Source organism: Polaribacter sp. IC073 (assembly GCF_007997075.1).
Lineage (GTDB): Bacteria > Bacteroidota > Bacteroidia > Flavobacteriales > Flavobacteriaceae > Polaribacter.
The window spans coordinates 1-23,610 of sequence record NZ_VORS01000011.1 but is presented as its reverse complement, the minus strand read 5'-3'; the positions used below and the strand labels follow the sequence as shown (position 1 = coordinate 23,610).

1 protein-coding gene is annotated in these 23,610 nt (G+C 36.4%); it reads right to left on the bottom strand.

The window, feature by feature from the left end:
• Positions 1-8: 8 nt before the first annotated feature.
• Positions 9-23,610: tandem-95 repeat protein (locus ES045_RS14735; RefSeq protein WP_147117047.1), on the bottom strand; the 23,602-nt coding region annotated here is incomplete at its 5' end.

The following is a 23,610-nucleotide window of genomic DNA, read 5'->3' as shown; positions in this document are numbered from 1 at the left end:
CTTTGTTTTTATCTGTTTAAATATATCCAACCTGTAATTGGTTTTCTTGTTCCATCATTAAAGTAAATAATATAATAGTAAGTTCCAACAGGCACTGGTTTGCTTTTATTCAACGTTAATCTTCCTGTTGAATAACCATCCCACCAATCTGGACTTGTTTTACCTTTATTACTATAATCATAAACTTGATTACCCCATCTGTTAAATATCTCTAACTTAAAGTTTGGATATTTAGAGAGTGCTGGTATAACAAATGTATCATTCGTACCATCTCCATTTGGAGAGAACCCGTCTGGAATTAAATCACAATTAGTTACATCTAAATGATCTGGAATTTGATCATCATCGCAATCTAACATCCATTCGTCTGCTGTTGCGATTCCGTCTCCATCATCATCGGTATCTTGGAAATCTCTTTTACCATCATTATCTGTATCTCTAATACCGTAGTTTATAACACCACTATCATCAAATGTTTCTAATCCATCAAATAAACCATTGCTTCCAGAACCTGTTTGAGACCCATCTACAACACCGTCTTCATCTGCATCATCTGCATTAGAACCAGATTCTTCTAAATCTGTGATACCATCGCCATCTGAATCTAGATCTAAATGATCTGGAGTTCCATCGCCGTCTGTATCTAATGAATTGTCTCCTCCATTTTCTATTAAATCTGGAATACCATCATTATCATCATCTAAATCTACACTATCGGGAACACCATCGCCATCTGTATCATCTGCATCTAAATAATCTGGAATACCGTCATTATCATCATCGTCATTATTAATATCTCCGTCATTATTAGTGTCTTCATCTATGGTGTTTATACCATCTCCGTCATCATCGATATCTAAATAATTTGGTACACCATCATTGTCTGTATCGTCATCTCTAGGATCTCCATTTTCATCTACATCTTCATCTTTGGTATCTACTCCATCACCGTCATCATCGGTATCTAAATAGTTTGGAATGCCATCATTATCTGTATCATCATCTCTAGGATCTCCATTTACATTTACAACATCTTCACCTATAGTAGGCACTCCATCTCCGTCGTCATCGGTATCTTGGAAATCTGGTGTACCATCATTGTCTGTATCTATTGGTGTATAGTTTATAAAGCCACTTCCTGGTGTAACTTCTACTCCATCAAATAAACCATTTGAACCAGAACCTGTTCCCGAACCATCGATTACACCATCATTATCTGCATCTAAAGCGCCATTTCCTGACTCAAAAACATCATTTACGCCATCTCCATCAGAATCTAAGTCTAAGTGATCTGGAATACCATCATTATCTGTATCTCTTAAAGGATCTCCATTTTGTTCTACTGTATCTGGAATACCATCATTATCATCATCTAAATCTAGATTATCTGAAATACCGTCTCCGTCACTATCTCCATTTACAGTAATAACTACCGTTGCTGTTTTACATACTGATGGATTCACCGCTGTATTACAAACCGTGTAATCTACCGTTACTATAGTTCCTTCCTCTCCTGCTGCTGGGGTATATGTCATCTCCCCGGTTAATGGATCGAAACTTATAACTCCTTGCGCAGTTCCTGTACCTGCATCTATAATGGTAGTGTTTACTCCTGGTAAATAATCATCATTTGATAATACATTTACTACAGCACTTCCACCTTTAGTGACTATTAATACATCATTTGAAACGACTACTACTAACGGATTAGGATCTGTTATATCTAGATTCCCATCATTATCATCATCTGCATCCGTTACATCTGGTAAACCATCTTTGTCATTGTCTTTCTGAACCGTAATGGTTACCGTTGCTATTTTACAAACTGATGGATTCACTGCAGTATTACAAACCGTGTAATCTACCGTTACAGTAGTTCCTTCCTCCCCCGCTGCAGGGGCATACGTCATCTCACCTGTTAATGGATTAAAGCTTACAACTCCTTGTGCAGTTCCTGTTCCTGCGTCTGTGATCGTAGTATTTACTCCTGGTAAATAATCATCATTTGATAATACATTTACTACAGCATTCAATCCTTCAACTACTGTTAATATATCATTTGCAACTGTTGGTGTGAATGGATTAGGATCCGTTGTATCTGGATTCCCATCATTGTCATCATCTACATCTGTTACATCTGGTAAACCATCTTTATCATTGTCTTTCTGAACTGTAATGGTTACCGTTGCTATTTCACAAACAGATGGATTTACCTCAGTATTACAAACTGTGTAATCTACCGTTACAGTAGTTCCTTCCTCTCCTGCTGCCGGAGTATACGTCATCTCTCCGGTTAATGGATCGAAGCTTACAACTCCTTGTGCAGTTCCTGTACCTGCATCTGTAATGGTTGTATTTGTTCCTGGTAAATAATCATCATTTGATAATACATTTACTATAGCACTTCCGCCCTCAACTGCTATCAATACATCGTCTGCAACTGTTGGTGTGAATGGATTTGGATCTGTTGTATCTGGATTCCCATCATTATCATCATCTAAATCTGTTACATCTGGAAGACCATCATTATCATTGTCTTTCTGAACTGTAATAGTTACCGTTGCTGTTTTACAAACAGATGGATTCACTGCAGTATTACAAACCGTGTAATCTACGGTTACTGTAGTTCCTTCTTCTCCTGCTGCAGGCGTGTATGTCATCTCTCCGGTTAATGAATTAAAACTTACAACTCCTTGTGCAGTTCCTGCACCTGCATCTGTAATCGTAGTATTTACTCCTGGTAAATAATCATCATTTGATAATACATTTACTACAGCATTTAACCCTTCAACTACTATTAATAGATCGTCTGCAACTGTTGGCGTGAATGGATTAAGATCCGTTGTATCTGGATTACCATCATTGTCATCATCTGCATCTGATACATCTGGAAGACCATCTTTATCATTGTCTTTCTGAACCGTGATTGTTACCGTTGCCATTTTACAAACTGGTGGATTTACCCCTATATTACAAACGTTGTAATCTATGGTTACTGTCGTTCCTTCTTCTCCTGCTGCTGGCGTATATGTCATCTCTCCGGTTAATGAGTCGAAGCTTACAACTCCCTGTGCAGTTCCTGTACCAACATCTGTAATTGTAGTATTTGCTCCTGGTAAATAATCATCATTTGATAATACATTTACTACAGCATTTAATCCCTCAACTACCGTTAATACATCGTCTGAAACTGTTGGTGTGAATGGATTAGGATCTGTTGTATCTGGATTCCCATCATTATCATCATCTAAGTCTGTTACATCTGGAAGACCATCTTTATCATTGTCTTTCTGAACCGTAATGGCTACTGTTGCCGTTTCACAAACTGATGGATTCACACCTGTATTACAAACCGTGTAATCTACCGTTACTGTTGTTCCTTCTTCTCCTGCTGCTGGGGTATACGTCATCTCTCCAGTTAATGGATCGAAACTTACAACTCCTTGCGCAGTTCCTGTACCTGCATCTGTAATGGTCGTGTTTGCTCCTGGTAAATAATCATCATTTGATAATACATTTACTACAGCATTTCCACTTTCTACAACTGTTAATACATCATCTGCAATTACTACTACAAATGGATTTGGATCTGTTGTATCTGGATTCCCATCATTATCATCATCTACATCTGTTACATCTGGTATACCATCTTTGTCATTGTCTTTCTGAACTGTAATGGTTACCGTTGCTGTTTTACAAACAGATGGATTCACCTCTATGTTACAAACCATGTAATCTACCGTTACTATAAGTCCCTCTTCTCCTACTGCAGGCGTATACGTCATCTCTCCTGTTAATGGATTGAAGCTTACAACTCCTTGTGCAGTTCCTGTACCAATATCTGCGATTGTAGTGTTTGCCCTTGGTAAATAATCATCATTTGATAATACATTTACTACAGCATTTAATCCTTCAACTACTGTTAATACATCATTTGCAACTGTTGGTGTGAACGGATTAGGGTCTGTTGTATCTGCATTTCCATCATTATCATCATCTGGATCTGTTACATCTGGAAGACCATCTTTATCATTGTCTTTCTGAACCGTAATGGTTACTGTTGCTGTTTTACATACTGATGGATTCACACCTGTATTACAAACCGTGTAATCTACCGTTACAGTAGTTCCTTCCTCTGCTGCGGCTGGCGTATACGTCATCTCTCCAGTTAATGGATCGAAACTTACAACTCCTTGGGCAGTTCCTGTACCAACATCTGTAATTGTAGTATTTGCTCCTGGTAAATAGTCATCATTTGATAATACATTTACTACAGCATTTAATCCTTCAACTACTGTTAATACATCATTTGCAACTGTTGGTGTGAATGGATTAGGATCTGTTGTATCTGGATTCCCATCATTGTCATCATCTACATCTGTTACATCTGGTAAACCATCTTTATCATTGTCATTCTGAACCGTAATGGTTACCGCTGCTATTTTACAAACTGGTGGATTTACTCCGGTATTACAAACGGTATAATCTACTGTTACTGTTGTTCCTTCTTCACCTGCGGCTGGAGTATACGTCATCTCTCCGGTTAATGGATCGAAGCTTACAATTCCTTGCGCAGTTCCTGTACCAACATCTGTAATGGTCGTGTTTGCGCCTGGTAAATAATCATCATTTGATAATACATTTACTACAGCATTGCCACCTTCAACAACTGTTAATACATCTGCACCAACTGATGGTACTAATGGATTCGGATCTGTTGTATCTGGATTCCCATCATTATCATCATCTAAATCTACACTATCTGGAAGTCCGTCATTATCTGTATCTGTATTATCTAAATAATCTGGAATACCATCATTATTGTCATCATCATCATTAAAGTCTCCGTTATTATTATTGTCTTCATCTGCAGTTAGAATTCCATCATTATCATCATCGTCATCTAAATAATTAGGTATACCGTCATTATCTGAATCATCATTTGTTGGATCTCCGTCGATAGTTACAACATCTTCATTCTTGGTAGGAATTCCATCACCATCATCGTCTGTATCTTGGAAATTAGGTATTCCATCCATATCAGTGTCCTGAGGCTTAGATTTTGTTATTCCACTTTCTGGTATTGTTTCTACACCATCGAATAAACCATTTGCACCAGAACCTGTTTCTGAGCCATCAATTACACCATCATTATTTAAATCTACTGCTCCTGAACCTGATTCTATGACATCACTTACGCCATCTCCGTCTGAATCTAAATCTAAATGATCTGGTGTACCGTCATTATCTGTGTCTCTTAAAGGATTTCCTTTTTGTTCTACAGTATCTAAAATACCGTCATTATCATCATCTAAATCGAACCTATCTGCAACTCCATCTCCATCATTATCTTTAATTTCTCTATAATCTACTTCTGGCGTAGCAGTATTGTCTAAATCTGGTAAATCTATTGCTCCATTATCTTGATCGTCGTTTACGTCAAATAGCGTTCCTAAGGTTTGCACATCATCGAAAGCATCTAATAAACCATCTGCATCTAAATCGTTGTTAGATGTTGCTGGTGCAAAACCTGCTTCTTTGGTGTCATTTAATCCATCATTATCTGAATCTGAATCTAAATAATCTGGTAAGAAATCGCCATCTGTATCTACAGGTAATAAACCACTAATTACAGCATTATTGTCATAAGCATCTATTAATCCATCATTATCCACATCTGCAGTTGCACCAATTGGTTTGATATAACCTGCAGTTGTTTGTGCTTCTACATTATCTGGAATACCATCATTATCTGAATCGATGTCTTTGTCATCTGACCTACCATCTCCATCACTATCAACACCATCATGAACTGTAAATACTGGAAATGTTCCAGGACCTGAATTCTGAGATGCTCCGTTTGTTTGTGAAGGAGCATTTGAGGTATTATTACCTTCAAACAATCCGTTAATTGCACATCCCGAGAATAAAACAGAACCTAAATTGGTATTTGAAGTTGCTGATAATAATTCTGCAGAGAAACGAATATTGAAAGAAGATGTATTATAATAACCAAAGAATGTTGCCAATTTTGGTGATAAATCTACTCCTGCATACGTATCATCTGAACCTTGGAAGGTTACTAAACCATTAGCAGGATTGTCTGAAACTGTTAATAGTGTTTCATTATCTACTGCATATAAACCTGGTCTAGCAAGTATTACAGATTCTCTTGCGTTTGCACCATCTATATCATAAATAACACCACTAAATCTACTAATATTATATAGTGTATTTGTATTGTCATTTACCAAAATAACTTTAAAGGCCATTTCTGCTTTATTACCCGTTGGCGTTGGCACCGTATATTCTGGTTGCCAAGCATCTGGGGTGCCCGTTGTTGAGTTATCAATAGTAATTAAAGTTGCTCCTCCTTGAATATCTGTAATTTCTACAATCGCATCTAAAACACCTCCGGCTCCAAAACCAGTTACATCAATTACATTCTCGAAACGATATTTTGCCCCTATTGATCCTGAACCTGAAGTTCCTGTACCAGCAACATAAATTGGATTTTTAAAACTAACCTTTGGTAGTATACATGTTGGGTCATTTGCCGTTGCTGAAGGAATAAATCCTAAAGATTCCACAACATCTATAATTCCGTCATTATCATCATCTATGTCTATATTATCTGTAATACCATCACCATCTGTATCTATTAATACCCCAAAAGTAACTTTATCTCTAAAATCTACCTCTGCTGTACCTGGATCTTGATCGTTAGGGAACATTGTTACATCTTGGTTATTATTAGATGCTGCGTTAGGATCTGCTGGCCCATTTGGATTAAAATCGAATGCATCATCTAAACCATCATTATCACTATCATTCCCTGAAGCAACTATTTCTGCTACATTATCTCCATCTGTATCATAAGCTTCAACTGTATCTAAAACGCCATCTCCATCTGAATCTAAATCTAAATAATCTGGTGGATCTATACCGTCTGTATTAAGAGGTAAAGATTTTGGAGTTCCAGAACCTGGACTTGTTTCGTAATTATCTGCTAAACCATTTCCATCTGAATCTGCTCCTGGTGCTAAATAACCAGAAGTTGTTTGCCATTCGATATTATCTATAATTCCGTCGTTATCAGAATCTAAATCTAAGTAATTAGGAATCGCATCTGAATCTGAATTCAATGGATTATTAAGTGGAACTCCTGTTACAGAACCACAAGGTGTACAATCTGCATCATACGCATCATCTATACCATCTTTATCGGTATCTGTTCCTGTTGAAATTATATAATTCGTTGGGTCCTGAGCTTCAATATTATCTATAATTCCGTCATTATCAGAATCTATATCTAAATGATTTGCAACACCATCGCCATCGGTATCTAAGGTTGGTAAAGGAGTTGTTGCTGTTGCATCATCTAAACCATCATTGTTTGCATCTGTGAAACCATCTATAATTCCATCTCCGTTTGCGTCTGCTCCGCCAGCTTCTGTAACATCTGAAATTCCGTCTCCATCTGTATCTAAATCAAATTGATCTATAATTCCATCACGATCTAAATCAAATTTATCGTCAATTCCGTCATTATTTACGTCGGTAGTAATGTTATCTAAATCCTTATAGTCTAGAATTCCATCATTATCTGAATCAGCTAAAGGATCTATTCCTCCATTTTCTGCACTATCTGGCACACCATCATTATCGTCATCTAAATCTACAGAATCTATAACTCCATCGCCATCATTATCTGGTTGTACGGTTACAGAAACTGTTCCTTGGTTAGAAATTGTTCCTATATCATCTTTTACAGTATATGTTACATTTGTAACTCCTGTAAATTCTGGAGTCGGCGCAAAGGTTACATTTCCTGAAGTATCTACAGTATATATTCCAACGTTTGCAATTACTAACGGCGTTGTTGAATTCCCTGTATTTGCAGGATTCTTAGGATCTATCAATAGAATTGTTGCTGCATCTACTGTACCGTCTGCATCTGTATCATTAGCCGTAATAGTTGCTACAGTTGTTGGTGTATTTTGAACCGTTGTTGCTGTATCATTTACTGCAACTGGAGCATCATTTTCACCTATAACTGTAATATCTAGGGTTGCTGTTGAATTGTCTTTTCCGTCTGAAACTGTATAAATAACTTGAGGTACTACACCCGTATAATCTTGTGCAGGAGTATACGTATAACTACCGTTTGCTCTAATTATTAAAGATCCTTCTGTTAGAACAGCTGTTGTTCCTGCAGGATAATCTGTTCCGTTTACAGTAAACTCTAAGACTGTTAATAAAGTACCTTCTACATCTGAATCATTCTTTAAGATTCCGTTTGCTGCCGAAACTGTTAAAGGTGTATCTTCTTGTGTAGCATTTATATCTGCTACGGCTATTGGTGCATCATTTACTGGTGATACTGAAATACCAACTGTTGCTACATTAGATGTTACACCCTCATTGTCTTTTACTGTGTAATTTACGTTTGCAGATCCGTTAAAATTCGCTTCTGGTGTAAATACTACATTTCCTGATGCGTCTACAGTGTACGTTCCAACATTTGGTATCACCAATGGTGTTGTTAAGTTACCTGTGTTTGCTACATTGTTTGGATCGATCAACGTAATTGTTGCTGCATCTACCGAACCATCATCTGTATCATTCGCAGTAATTGTTGCTACCGTAACTACTGTATCTTCAAGTGTTGTATTTCCTGAATCACTTACAGCTAATGGCGCATCATTTACTCCGGTAACCGTAATATCTAATGTACTTGTCGCCAAGTTTGTTCCATCTGACACTGTATAGGTTACTTGAGAAACTGTTCCTAAATAATCTTGTGCAGGATTAAATATATAACTACCATCTGCTTTTATTATTAAACTTCCTTCTGTTAAAACAACAGTGGTACCTGCAGCGTAGTTTGTTCCATTAATTGTAAACTGAGTTACTGTTAATGGGCTTCCTTCTACATCTGAATCATTCTTTAAGATTCCGTTAGCAACTGAAACTGTCAACTTCGTGTCTTCTTGTGTTGAATTTACATCTGCTATTGCTACTGGAGCATCATTTACTGGTATTACTGAAATACCTACTGTAGCTACATTTGAAGTTACGCCATCATTATCTTTAACAGTATACTCTACATCTGCAGCACCATTAAAGTTTGCTTCTGGTGTAAATACTACATTTCCTGATGCGTCTAGCGTGTACGTTCCAACGCTTGGTATTACCAATGGTGTTGTTGAGTTCCCTGTATTTGCTGCATCATTCGGGTCGATCAGCGTAATTGTTGCTGCATCCACCGAACCATCATCTGTATCATTTGTAGTAATTGTTGCTACTGTAACTACCGTATCTTCAAGTGTTGTATTTCCTGAATCATTGATCGCTATCGGCGCATCATTTACTCCGATTACTGTAATATCTAGTGTGCTTGTTGCTATTGCTGATCCATCAGAAATTGCATAGGTTATTTGAGGAACTGTTCCTTCATAATCTTGTGCAGGATTAAAGAGATAACTACCATCTGCTTTTATTATTAAACTTCCTGCCGTTAAAGCAACTGTGGTTCCTGCAGCATAATTTGTTCCATTAATTGTAAACTGAGTTACTGTTAATGGACTTCCTTCTACATCTGAATCATTTTTAATTAATCCATTTGCTGCTGAAACTGTTAAAGGAGTATCTTCTTGTGTTGAATTTACATCTGCTATTGCTACTGGAGCGTCATTTACTGGTGTTACTGAAATACCTACTGTTGCTACATTAGATGTTACCCCTTCATTGTCTTTTACTGTGTAATTTACATCTGCAGCACCATTAAAGTTTGCCTCTGGTGTAAATACTATATTTCCTGATGCATCTACAGTATACGTTCCAACATTTGGTATTACTAACGGTGTTGTTGAATTACCTGTATTTGTTGGATTATTTGGATCGATCAACGTAATTGTTGCCACATCCACCGAACCATCATCTGTATCATTAGCCGTAATTGTTGTTACTGTAACTGCTGTATCTTCAGGTGTTGTATTTCCTGAATCATTGATAGCCATCGGCGCATCATTTACTCCGATTACTGTAATATCTAGTGTGCTTGTTGCTGTTGCTGATCCATCAGAAACTATGTACGTCACTTGAGGGACCGCTCCTACATAATCTTGTGCAGGATTAAAGGTATAACTACCATCTGCTTTTATTATTAAACTTCCTGCTGTTAAAGCAACTGAGGTTCCTACTGCATAATTCGTCCCGTTAATTGTAAATTGAGTTACTGTTAATGGACTTCCTTCTACATCTGAATCATTTTTAATTAATCCATTTGCTGCTAAAACTGTTAAAGGAGTATCTTCTTGTGTTGAGTTTGCATCTGCAATAGCTACTGGAGCATCATTTACTGGTGTTACTGAAATACCTACTGTAGCAATATTTGAAGCTACACCATCATTATCTTTTACAGTATACTCTACATCTGCAGCACCATTAAAGTTTGCCTCTGGTGTAAATATTACATTTCCTAATGCATCTACAGTGTACGTTCCAACACTTGGTATAACCAATGGTGTTGTTGAGTTACCTGTATTTGCTGGGTTGTTTGGATCGATCAATGTAATTGTTCCCACATCAACTGAACCATCATCTGTATCATTCGAAGCAATTGTTGCTACTGTAACTGCTGTATCTTCTAATGTTGTATTTCCTGAATCATTTACAGCTATTGGCGCATCATTTACTCCGGTTACCGTAATATCTAATGTACTTGTTGCTGTTGCTGATCCATCAGAAATTGTATATGTTACTTGCGGAACTGTTCCTTCATAATCTTTTGCAGGATTGAAAATATAACTACCATCTGCCTTAATTATTAAACTTCCTGCTGTTAAAGCAACTGTGGTTCCTGCAGTATAGTTTGTTCCATTAATTGTAAACTGAGTTATGGTTAATGGAGTTCCTTCTACATCCTCATCATTTTTAATTAATCCATTTGCTGAAGAAACATTTAATTGAGTATCCTCTGCTATTGAATTTGTATCTGGATTTGCAACGGGTACATCATTTACACTATCTACTGTTATTTTTAAGGTACTACTAGCATTTGCTGTAGGTGTTCCATCAGAAATCGTGTAATCTACAACTGGTACTGAACCATTAAAATTTGGTGCAGGAATAAAGTTATAACTACCATCTGAATTAATTGTCAACATTCCTTCAGTTAGGCTTGCCGTAACACCAACATTGTAAGTCGTTCCATCAATTTCGAAACTAACAACTGTTAATGTTTCTCCTGGATTAGAATCTGTATCGTTTACTAACAATCCGTTTGTTGCAGAAACTGTTAATGTTACATCTTCTAAGGTTGATTTCACATCAGGATTAGCCACTGGTGGTAAAAATGATTTTGGCACTGTTACAGAAACCGACGCTGTATCACAGCCACCATTTCCATCACAAACTTCATACTCGAATGTATCTGATCCTGTATTAAATCCTGGGTTTGGAGTATAGGTTACTGTACCATCACCATTTATTACAACTGCTCCATTTGCTGGTTGAATTGTTATATTGGTAATTGTTAAATTATCTCCATCTACATTAGAATCATTTGGTAAAACATTAATGATTACTGAAACTCCTGGATCTGTTGATGAAACATCATCATTTGCAACTGGTGCATCATTTACGGGAGTAACAGTTAAGTCTAATGTTGTATTTGCTGTATTGGTCCCATCGCTTATTGTATATGCTACTTGAGATACTGCTCCATTGTAATTTGCCGTTGGTGCGAATGTATAACTACCGTCTGAATTAATTTTTAACGTTCCTTCTGGTAAGGTGACTGTGCTTCCTGACGGATACGTTGTTCCACCCACTGTAAATTGTGTTACCGATAAAGCATTATTTTCTGTATCTGTATCATTTTTCAATAAGCCATCTGCTGCACTTACAGTTAACGGCGTGTCTTCTAATAATGTGTTTGTATCGGCTACTGCAACTGGTGCATCATTAACCGGAGTTACAGTAATATCTAACGTACTTGTTACTGTTGCTGCTCCGTCGCTTACTGTATACGTAACTTGTGGTACAACTCCGTTAAAGTTTACTGCTGGTGTAAATACATAACTACCATTAGATGCTATTTGTAATGTTCCTTCTGTTAATGTAATTGGATCTCCAACTGTTGCTGGACTTCCATTTACCATTAATGCTATTACTGTTAAAACATCATTCTCTGTATCTGAATCATTCTTTAAAATACCATTTGCTGCGGATACGTTTAATGGCGTGTCCTCACTTGTCGTATTGGTATCTGCTACTGCAACTGGTGCATCATTTACTGCGGTTACACTTAGTTCTAATGTAGCGTTTGCTGTGTTTGTGCCATCACTTACTGTGTATGCTATCTGTGGAACTGCTCCATTGTAATTTGCTGTTGGTGTGAATGTATAGCTACCATCTGAATTAATCTGTAAGGTTCCTTCTGGTAAAGTTACCGTACTTCCCGAAGGATATGATGTTCCTCCTACTGTAAATTGCGTTACCGTTAATGGATCATTCTCTGTATCTGTGTCATTCTTCAATAAGCCATTTGCTGCACTTACAATTAAAGGAGAATCCTCTAGTAATGTATTGGTATCTGCTACTGCAACTGGTGCATCATTTATTGGTGTTACTGTAATATCTAACGTACTTGTTGCTGTTGCTGCTCCGTCACTTACCGTATATGTAATTTGAGGAATAGCTCCGTTAAAGTTAGCTGCTGGTGTAAATACATAACTACCGTTAGATTCTATTTGCAACGTTCCTTCTGTGAATATTATTGGAGATCCAACTGTAGCTGTACTTCCATTGACCATTAATGCTGTTACTGTTAAAATATCATTCTCTTTATCTGAATCATTATTTAAAATACCATTTGCTACTGATACAGTTAATTTTGTATCCTCACTTGTTGTATTCGTGTCTGCTACTGCTACTGGTGCATCATTAACAGCGGTTACACTTAAGTCTAATGTTGAATTTGCTGTATTTGTACCATCACTTACTGTATACGCTACTTGCGGTACGGGACCGTTATAGTCTGCGGTTGGTGTAAATGTATAACTACCATCTGAATTAATCTGTAAGGTACCTTCTGTTAGATTTACTGTGTTTCCAGATGGATACGTTGTTCCTCCTACTGTAAACTGTGTTACCGTTAAAGCGTTATTTTCTGTATCTGTATCATTTGCTAACAAGCCATTTACTGCATTTACAGTTAATGGAATGTCTTCAGATAATGTATTCGTGTCCACTGATGCTACTGGTGCATCATTTACTGGAGTTACTGTAATATCTAACGTACTTTGAGCTATTAATGTTCCATCACTTACTGTATAAGTAACTTGCGGCACCACTCCATTAAAATCAGCTGCTGGTGTAAATACATAACTACCATCAGACTCTAATTGCAACGTTCCCTCTGTTAATACTATTGGGTCTCCAACTGTTGCTGGATTTCCATTTACCATTAATGCGGTTACTGCTAAAGCATCATTTTCAATATCTGAGTCATTCTTTAAAACACCATCTACTGCTGACACGTTTAATGGTGAATCCTCACTTGTAGTATTAGTATCTGCTACTGCAACCGGTGCATCATTTACTGCGGTTACACTTAAATCTAATGTAGCATTTGCTGTGTTTGTTCCATCACTTATTGTATACGCCACTTGTGGCACCGGACCATTGTAATTTGCAGTTGGTGTGAACGTATAACTACCATCTGAATTAATAAGTAACTTTCCTTCTGGTAAGGTTACAGTATTTCCTGATGTATATGTAGTTCCACCTACTGTAAACTGTGTTACTGTTAGGGCGTTATTCTCTGTATCTGTATCATTATCTAATAAACCATTTGCTGCGTTTACAGTTATTGGGGTATCTTCTAATAATGTATTGCTATCTGATACCGCTACTGGTGCATCATTTACTGGTGTTACCGTAATATCTAACGTATTTTGAGCTGTTAAGTTCCCGTCTGATATAGTATAGGTAACTTGTGGTATATCTCCATTAAAGTTTGCTGCCGGCGTAAATGTATAACTACCATTAGATTCAATTTGTAAGATTCCTTCTGTTAAAGCAATTGGGGTTCCAACTGTTGCTGGATTTCCATTTACCATTAAAGCTGTTACTGTTAAGGGATCATTCTCTGTATCTGAATCATTATTTAAAATACCATCTACCTCTGCAACTATTAACGGAGTATCTTCACTTGTAATATTCGTATCGGCTACCGCAACTGGTGCATCATCTACTGCAGTTACACTTAAGTCTAATGTTGAATTCGCAGTTTTAGTTCCATCACTTATTGTATATCCTATCTGTGGTACTACTCCGTTATAATCTGCAGCAGGTGTGAATGTGTAACTACCATCTGAATTAATTTGTAAATCTCCTTCTAATAAGGTTACAATATTTCCTGATGGATATGCTGTTCCATCTACGGTAAATTGTGTTACCGTTAAAGGATCATTCTCTGTATCTGTATCATTATCTAATAAACCATTTGCTGCGTTTACAGTTAATGGAGTGTCTTCTAACAATGTATTCGTATCAGCTACTGCTAATGGTGCATCATTTACTGGGGTTACTGTAATATCTAACGTACTTTGAGCTGTTAGATTCCCATCTGATACTGTATATGTAACTTGAGCTACATTTCCGTTAAAGTTTGCTGCTGGTGTAAATACATAACTACCATCAGATGCTATTTGTAGCGTTCCTTCTGTTAAAGCAATTGGAGCTCCAACTGTTGCAGGATTTCCATTTACTATTAAAGCTATTACTGTTAGAGCATCATTTTCTATATCTGAATCATTCTTTAAAATACCATCTGCTGCTAATACTGTTAATGGAGTATCCTCAATTGTTGTATTGGTATCTGCAACTGCTACTGGTACATCATTAACTGCAGTTACATTTAAATCTAATGTAGCATTTGCTGTTTTTGCTCCATCACTTACTGTGTAGATTACCTGTGGTACTGCTCCGTTATAGTTTGCAGCTGGTGTAAATGTGTAACTACCATCTGAATTAATTTGTAACGTTCCTTCTGTTAAGTTTACTGTATTTCCTGATGGATACGTTGCTCCGCCTACTTTAAATTGTGTTACTGTTAAAGCGTTGTTCTCTGTATCTGAATCATTATCTAACAAACCGTCTGCTGCACTTACCGTTAAAGGAATGTCTTCTAATAATGCATTAGTATCTGCAACTGCTATTGGTGCATCATTTACTGCTGTTACTGTAATTCCAATAGTTCCTTGGTTGGCAGAAACCAAACCATCATTATCTTCAATTGTATATTTAATACTTGCTGGTCCATTATAATCTGATGCTGGTGTAAATGTTACATTACCCCCTGCATCTACTGCATATATACCAACTCCTGTAATTTCTAATGGAGTTGTTGAGTCTCCTGTATTTGCAGCGTTAGAAGGGTCTATTAATACAATTGTTGATGCAACTACATTGCCATCATCTGTATCATTTCCTCCAATTGTATTTACTGTAATAGGTGTGTCTTCTAGTGTGTTATTACCTAAATCATTAACCGCTACTGGTGCATCGTTAATTGAATTAACTGTAATATCTAAAGTTCCAGAAACTGTTGTTGTATCATCTGTAACATTGTAAGTTATTTGTCTTACAGCACCATTAAAATTCGCTGCTGGTATAAAAATATAACTTCCATCAGAATTCAACTTTAATGATCCTTCTGCAATCGTGATTGTGTTTCCTGCGGCATAAGAAGTCCCATCAATTTCAATCGTTGAAATTGACAATTGATCTCCGTCTTCATCAGAATCATTATTTAATAATCCGTTTGCAGCTGTTACCGTTAATGTAGTATCTTCATCTGTATCATTAATTTCTGAAATTACTACAGGAGCATCATTTACTGCCGTTACCGTAATACCTATTGTACCTTGGTTAGCAGAAACCACACCATCATTATCTTTAATTGTATACTTGATATTTGCTATTCCATTAAAATTATCTTCTGGGGTAAATGTTACATTACCTGCTGCATCTACTGCGTAAACTCCAACTCCTGTAATTTCTAATGGCGTTGTTGAATTACCTATATTTGCAGGGTTTGAAGGATCTATCAATACAATTGTTGAAGCAACTACATTCCCATCATCTGTATCATTTCCTCCAATTGCATTTACAGTTATTGCTGTATCTTCTAATGTCGTATTTCCTATATCGTTTACTACAACTGGTGCGTCATTTACAGAGATTACTTCAATATCTAAAGTACTTGTTACTGTGTCTACAGTACCATCTGTTATTGTATAGGTTACTTGCGGAATGTTTCCGTTAAAATCTGTCGCTGGTACAAACGTGTAACTACCATCAGAATTAATAGTTAATGAACCTTCTGTTAAATTAACTGTGGTTCCTGCTGTGTAAGTTACTGTTGCTAATTCAAATTCTTTTACTGATAATGCATCACCATCAATATCTGAATCATTATTTAATAAACCGTTTGCAACATTTACAGAAAGTGTAGTATCTTCTAATGTTGTTTCTGCATCTGGATTAGCAACTGGTGCATCATTTATAGGATTTACAGTAATCGTTAAAGTACTACTTGCATTTGGTGTTCCAGATCCGTCTGTAATTGTATAATTTACTTGAGGCACTGTACCTGTAAAATCTACTACTGGTATAAATGTATAACCACCACCTGTATTAACTGTTAATTTAGATCCGTCTGCAAAAGTAGCTTCTACACCTGCATTGTATGTTGTTCCTTCTACTACAAAAGTAGTCACAGTTACAGCATCTAAATTTGCATCGGTGTCATTGTTTATTAAACTTTTCGCTGCGCCATCTGCAACAATTAAAGTTACTTCTTCATCCGTAGTGTTTGTATCTGGATTTGCTACTGGGGAGAACGCTGATTGTGGCACTGCAATTGTAACAACTGCTGTATCCTTTCCTCCGTTTCCGTCAGATATTTCATACGTAAATGTATCTGTTCCGTTATTGAAACCTGCTTGAGGCGTATAGGTAACAACGTCATCTGATGTATCTCCTGGAGTACCATTATCAAAAATTACAGCGGTACCTTTTGTTGGTGCAACCGTAATCGCAATAATACTTAAAGTATCACCATCTAAATCCGTATCATTAGTTAATACCGGAATATTTACTGAAACAGTTGGGTCTGTTGCGGAAGTATCATCTTTTGCAACCGGATTGTCATTTACAGCTGTTACCGTAATTTTTAATGTACTGTTTGCTGTATTTACTCCGTCTGTTGCCGTGTATGTAATTGTTGGTACTGTACCGTTGAAATTAGCTACAGGCGTAAAGTCATAGCTTCCATCTGCGTTCATTTTAATTGTTCCAACGTTTGGTATTACTCTTGTTCCGCCTGTTGTTGCGTTTACGGTTACTGAAGTTCCACCAACAGTAAACTTAGAAACTGTGATAGTGTTTCCTTCTATATCTGAATCATTACTTAATACTCCGTTTGCAGTATTTACATTTAAAGCTGCGTCTTCTGCAACTGTATTTGTATCTGCAACTAAAGTTGGGGTATCGTTAATTGGATTCACTGTAAGATCTAAAGTACTTGTTGCTATATCTGTACCATCTGTAGCTGTATATGTAACTTGAGGATATATACCATTAAAATTAAGTGCTGGTGTAAATACATAACCACCATCTGTATTTATTTTTAAAGTTCCTTGAGTGATACTTGCTGTTGTATTTACAGAATAATCTGTAGTTCCAATAGTAAATTTAGTGATTGTTAATGCATCATTTTCTAAATCAGAATCGTTCTTTAAAACGCCATTTGCTCCCGAAACTGTTAAAGTAATATCTTCATCTGTTGCGTTTGTATCTGCCACCAATGTTGGTGCATCATTTACTGGATTAACTGTAATTTTTAAGTTGCTAATAGCTGTGTTTGTTCCGTCTGTAATCGTATAATTTACTAGTGGTACTGCTCCATTAAAATTTGCTACAGGTGTAAAATCATAACTACCATCTGAGTATACTTTAAGCGTTCCTTCGGTTAATGTTGCTGTAGTTCCTGCTGTATGAACGACACCGTTAATAGTAAATTGAGTTACAGATAATGTGTTGTTCTCAGGATCAGAATCATTACTTAATAATCCATTTGCTGCAACAACATTTAAAGGTAAATCTTCATCAATTGAACCTATGTCTGCTACTGCTACTGGTGAATCATTAATAGGATTAACGGTAATGTCTAATTTAGCTGTTGTTGTTAAGATACCATCTGTAATTGTGTATGTTGCTTGAGGTACTGCTCCGTTAAAGTTTTCAGTTGGCGTAAATACGTAACCTCCGTTAGAATTTATTTGTAAAGTTCCTGCTGTAAATGTGGCAGTTTCTCCTGCTAAATAAGAACTTCCTGCAATAGCAAAACCAGATACATTTATAGCATCTCCATCTACGTCAGAATCATTCTCCAATACTCCATTTATTTCTGAAACAATAAGTACGGTATCTTCATTTAATGAATTTGTATCATCTACCGCTACTGGTGCATCATTAATCGTATTAACAGATAGTGTTAAGGTACTTTGCGCTGTTAAATTACCATCTGTAATTGTATAATTGACAACAGGCACTGCTCCGTGATAATTTAATGCTGGTGTAAAAGTATAACTACCATCCGCATTAATTTTAATTGTTCCTTCTGCAATAGATGCTGTTTCTGCTGCTAAATACGTAACTGTACCAATTTTAAATTTGGTTACAGATAAAGCATTGTTTTCAGTATCAGTATCATTTTTGATTAATCCATTTACTGCTAATACATTTAATACAGTATCTTCATTAGTTGCGTTTGAATCTGGGTTTGCAACTGGTGCATCATTAATAGGGTTAATAGTTATGTCTAGTGTTGATGCAGATATGTCTGTACCATCGGTAACTGTGTACGTTACTTGAGGTACTGATCCGTTAAAATTAGCTGCTGGTGTAAAAACATAACTACCATCTGCATTTAATTTTAATTTCCCTGCAGTAATAGTTGCGGTAGTTCCTGCAGTATAATTAGTACCGCTAACTGTAAATTTAGTAACTGTTAAAGCACTGTTTTCAGTATCTGAATCGTTCTTTAAAACGCCGTCTGCAACCAATACATTTAATACGGTATCTTCATTTGTTACTCCGGTGTCTGCTACTAAAGTTGGTGCATCATTTACTGGAGTTACAGAAATGTCTAATGTTGTATTAGAACTGTTTGTACCGTCTGAAGTGGTGTACGTTATTTGAGGAACTGAACCATTAAAGTTACTTGCTGGTGTATATGTATAACTCCCATCAGCATTAATTTTGATTGTTCCTGCTGCAGTCGTAGCTGTTTCTCCTGCGTTATAGTTTGTTCCACTTATTGTGAAAATGGTAACGGTTAAAGCGTTTCCATCAATATCTGAATCATTCTTTAAAACACCCTCTGCTGCTAATACATTTAATACGGTATCTTCTGTAGCCGTATTTGTATCTGCAACAACTGTTGGTGCGTCATTCGTTGGTGTAACCGTAATATCTAAAGTAGATTGAGCTGTTAAATTACCATCGGATACGGTATAGGTAACTTGTGGTACTGCACCATTAAAGTTAGCTGCGGGTGTAAATGTATAACTACCATCTGAATTCAGTTTTAAAGTACCTTCTGTTAAAACAATATTTGCTCCTACAGTTTTTGGAACCCCGCCAACTGTAATTGCAGTTACTGTTAAGGCATCACCATCAATATCTGAATCATTTTTTAAAACGCCATTTGCCGCAGAAATGTTTAATACTGTGTCTTCATTAATTGTCTTCTTGTCTAAAACTGCAATTGGTCTATCGTTTACAGCATTAACCGTGATATCTAATGTACTGGTAACTGTTGCTGTTCCGTCTGAAACAGTATATGTTATTTCTGGTATTGGTCCATTAAAGTTTGTAGTTGGTGTAAATGTATAACTACCGTCAGAATTTACAACTAAAGTTCCTGCTGTTAAATTAGCTGTTACGCCTGCATTATAAGTAGCTCCATTAACAAGAATTTTTGTTATCGTTAAAGGATTTCCATCCTCATCTGAATCATTAACTAACAATCCGTCTGCTACCAAAACATTTAATACACTGTCTTCATCTGTTGCACCTGTATCTGCAACTGCAACTGGTGGATCATTTACAGGAACGACTGTAATATCTAAAGTACTTGTGTCTGTTAATGCGCCGTCTGAAACAGTATATGTTACTTGTGGTACTACTCCATTAAAATTAGCTACCGGTGTAAATACATAACTTCCATTAGCATTTAATTTAAGAGTTCCTTTTCCGTCAATTATTACTGTACTTCCCGCTGTATTTATACCTGCTATTTGATCAACAATAAAAGAAGTTACTGTTAATGTTGTACTAGCATCTAAATCTGTATCGTTATTTAAAACGCCATTTACTGCTGTTATATTTAAAACAGTGTCTTCATTTGTTGATTTAGAATCTGGATTTGCAACAGGAGCATCGTTTATAGGATTTACTTTTAAATCTAATGTGCTAGTTACAGATGTTGTTCCGTCAAAAACCGTGTATGTAATTTGAGGTACATTTCCGTTAAAATTTCCTGCAGGTGAAAAAGTATAACTACCATCAGAATTTACTACTAAAGTTCCTTCTGTTAAGTTTACTGTTACTCCTACATTATAGGTGTCACCTCCAACTGTAATTTGTGTTACAGTTAATGAGTTTCCATCTACATCTGAATCGTTACTTAAAAGTCCGTTTGCATCTGTTACGTTTAATACTGTATCTTCATCTACTTCATTTGCATCTGCAACTGCAACTGGTGCATCATTTACTGCGTTAACAGTAATGCCAATAGTTGCTTGATTTTCTGAAAATACTCCATCATTATCTTTGATAGTATACTTTATATCTGCATTTCCATTAAAATCTAAAACGGGTGTAAACACAACTGTTCCTGCAGCATTTACAGTATAAGTACCTACCCCTGCAATTACTAATGGTGTTGATGAATTACCAATGTTTGATGCATTGTTAGGATCAATTAATCTTACAGTTGTTGCGTCAATTGTACCATCATCTGTATCATTTGCTCCTACCTTGGTTATTGTAACCGGTGTATCTTCATTTGTTGTGTTTCCTAAATTATCTACTGCAACTGGTGCATCATTCACTGAATTTACCGTTATATCTAACGTACTTGTAACAGTTGTTTTACCGTCTGAAACTGTATACGTTACTTGTGGTACAACACCATTAAAGTTTGGTGTTGGTGTAAATGTATAACTACCATCAGAATTTACAACTAATGTACCTCCTGTTATAGCTGCTGATTCTCCTGCATTATATGAAATTCCACCAACATTAATTTTTGTAATAGATAGTGGGTTTCCATCAATATCTGAATCATTAGCTAACAAGCCATTTACTTCTAAAACATTTAATACAGTATCTTCATTTGTTACTCCTGAATCTGCAACTGCAACTGGTGGGTCATTTACTGGAACCACTGTAATATCTAAAGTACTTGTATCTGTTAATGCTCCGTCTGAAACAGTATATGTTACCTGTGGTACTGCTCCATTAAAATTAGCTAATGGTGTAAATACATAACTACCGTTGGCATTTAATTTAAGGGTTCCCTTGTTTGGAATTGTTACGGTACTTCCTGCAGTTCTTGTTCCTCCAACTTGGTCTATAATGAATGTAGTTACTGTTAATGTAGTAGCTGCATCTAAATCTGTATCGTTACTAAGAACTCCGTTTGCTGCTGTAACTGTTAAGGTTACATCTTCATTTGTTGATTTAACATCTGGATTTGCAACTGGTGCATCATTTATAGGATTTACTGATAAATTTAATGTACTTGTTAAATCTACAGTTCCATCAGTCATTGTATACGTAACCTGTGGTACTATTCCGTTAAAGTTTAGTGCTGGTGTAAACACATAGCTACCATCAGAATTTATCTGTATAGCTCCTGCTGTTATATTCGCTGTAGTTCCTGCATTGTATTGCGTTCCACTAACAGTAAACGTTTTTACTGTTTTAGCATCTCCATCTATATCTGTATCATTTGCTAAAACTCCATCTCCAGCTAAAACTGTTAATGTTGTATCTTCATCAGTTGAGTTTGAATCAGCATTAACAACTGGCGCATCATTTATTGGGTTTATAAAAATATTTAAAGTACTGGTATCATCTGTTGTTAAACCTGTACTATCTGTAACTGTATATGTAATTTCTGGCACTGGTCCATTAAAATTAGCAGCAGGAATAAACTGATAACTACCATTTGTATTTACTTTTATAGAACCTACATTAGGAATCATGAAAGCTGTTCCTGGATCTTTTGCTCCAACAAAGCCATTTACATAAAAATCAACAACTGAAAGATCATCTAAGTTTCCATCAGTATCATTAGCTAGTACTCCATTTACAGCATTTACAGTAAGAGTTACATCTTCATTTCCAGATTTAGTATCTGGATTACCTACTGGAGGGAAAGGTGAAATAGGAACTGTTACCGTTACTGTTGCGGTATCTGTTCCTCCTTTTCCATCAGATATTTCATAAGTAAAAGTATCTGTTCCGTTGTTAAGACCTGGATTTGGTGTATATCTTATAGTACCATTTGTATTAATTGTAGCTGTTCCATTAGGAGGATTTACAGTAATACTACTTACAGTAATTGTATCTTCATCTAAATCTGAATCGTTATTTAATACAGGAATATCTATTGCAATCCCTGGATCTGTACCTGCAACATCGTTTTCTGCTACTGGATTATCATTTATAGGTAAAATAGTTACATTTAAGGTACTATTTGCTGTATTTGTTCCGTCTGAAATTGTGTATGTTACTTGTGGTAAAGCTCCATTAACATTTGCTTCTGGTGTAAATGTATAGCTACCATCACTAAAAATTGTTCCAGAACCTGCTCCAGGAATTGTAGCTGTACCACCCGTTGTTGGATCTACAATATAACTTACACCGCCAAATACAAACTGAGTAACGGTTAAGGTTTCACCTTCTAAATCTGTATCATTTGATAACAAACCTGATCCTGCAGCAACGTTTAAGGTTGTATCCTCATCAAAACTAGTACTATCAGGGTTTGCAAATGGTGTATCATTTACAGCGGTAATCGTTATAATTTGATTCGCTGTTGCTGTCTCGCCATTTCCATCACTTATTACATAAGCAAATGTTGAACTTCCATTGTAATTCGCGGTCGGTACAAAACTAATTGCCCCACCTGAAGTTACTGTTACAACGCCGTTAGAAACGGTAATTGTTTGTAATGTTCCTGGTGTTAATGCGGTTCCGTTGATACTTGTGATTGTTAAAGTATCTCCATCAACATCACTATCTCCTGTTAAAGGTGTTAAAGTTACTGACGTATCTTCATTTGTTGTATAATTGTCATTTACCGCTACTGGTGCATCATTAATAGGATTTATGGTAATGTCTAAGGTCGAATTTGCCGTATTTGTTCCGTCACTAACCGTATACGTTACTTGTGGTACGGTTCCGTTGAAATTTAATATTGGTGCAAATGTGTAACTACCGTCTGTATTTATGGTCAAC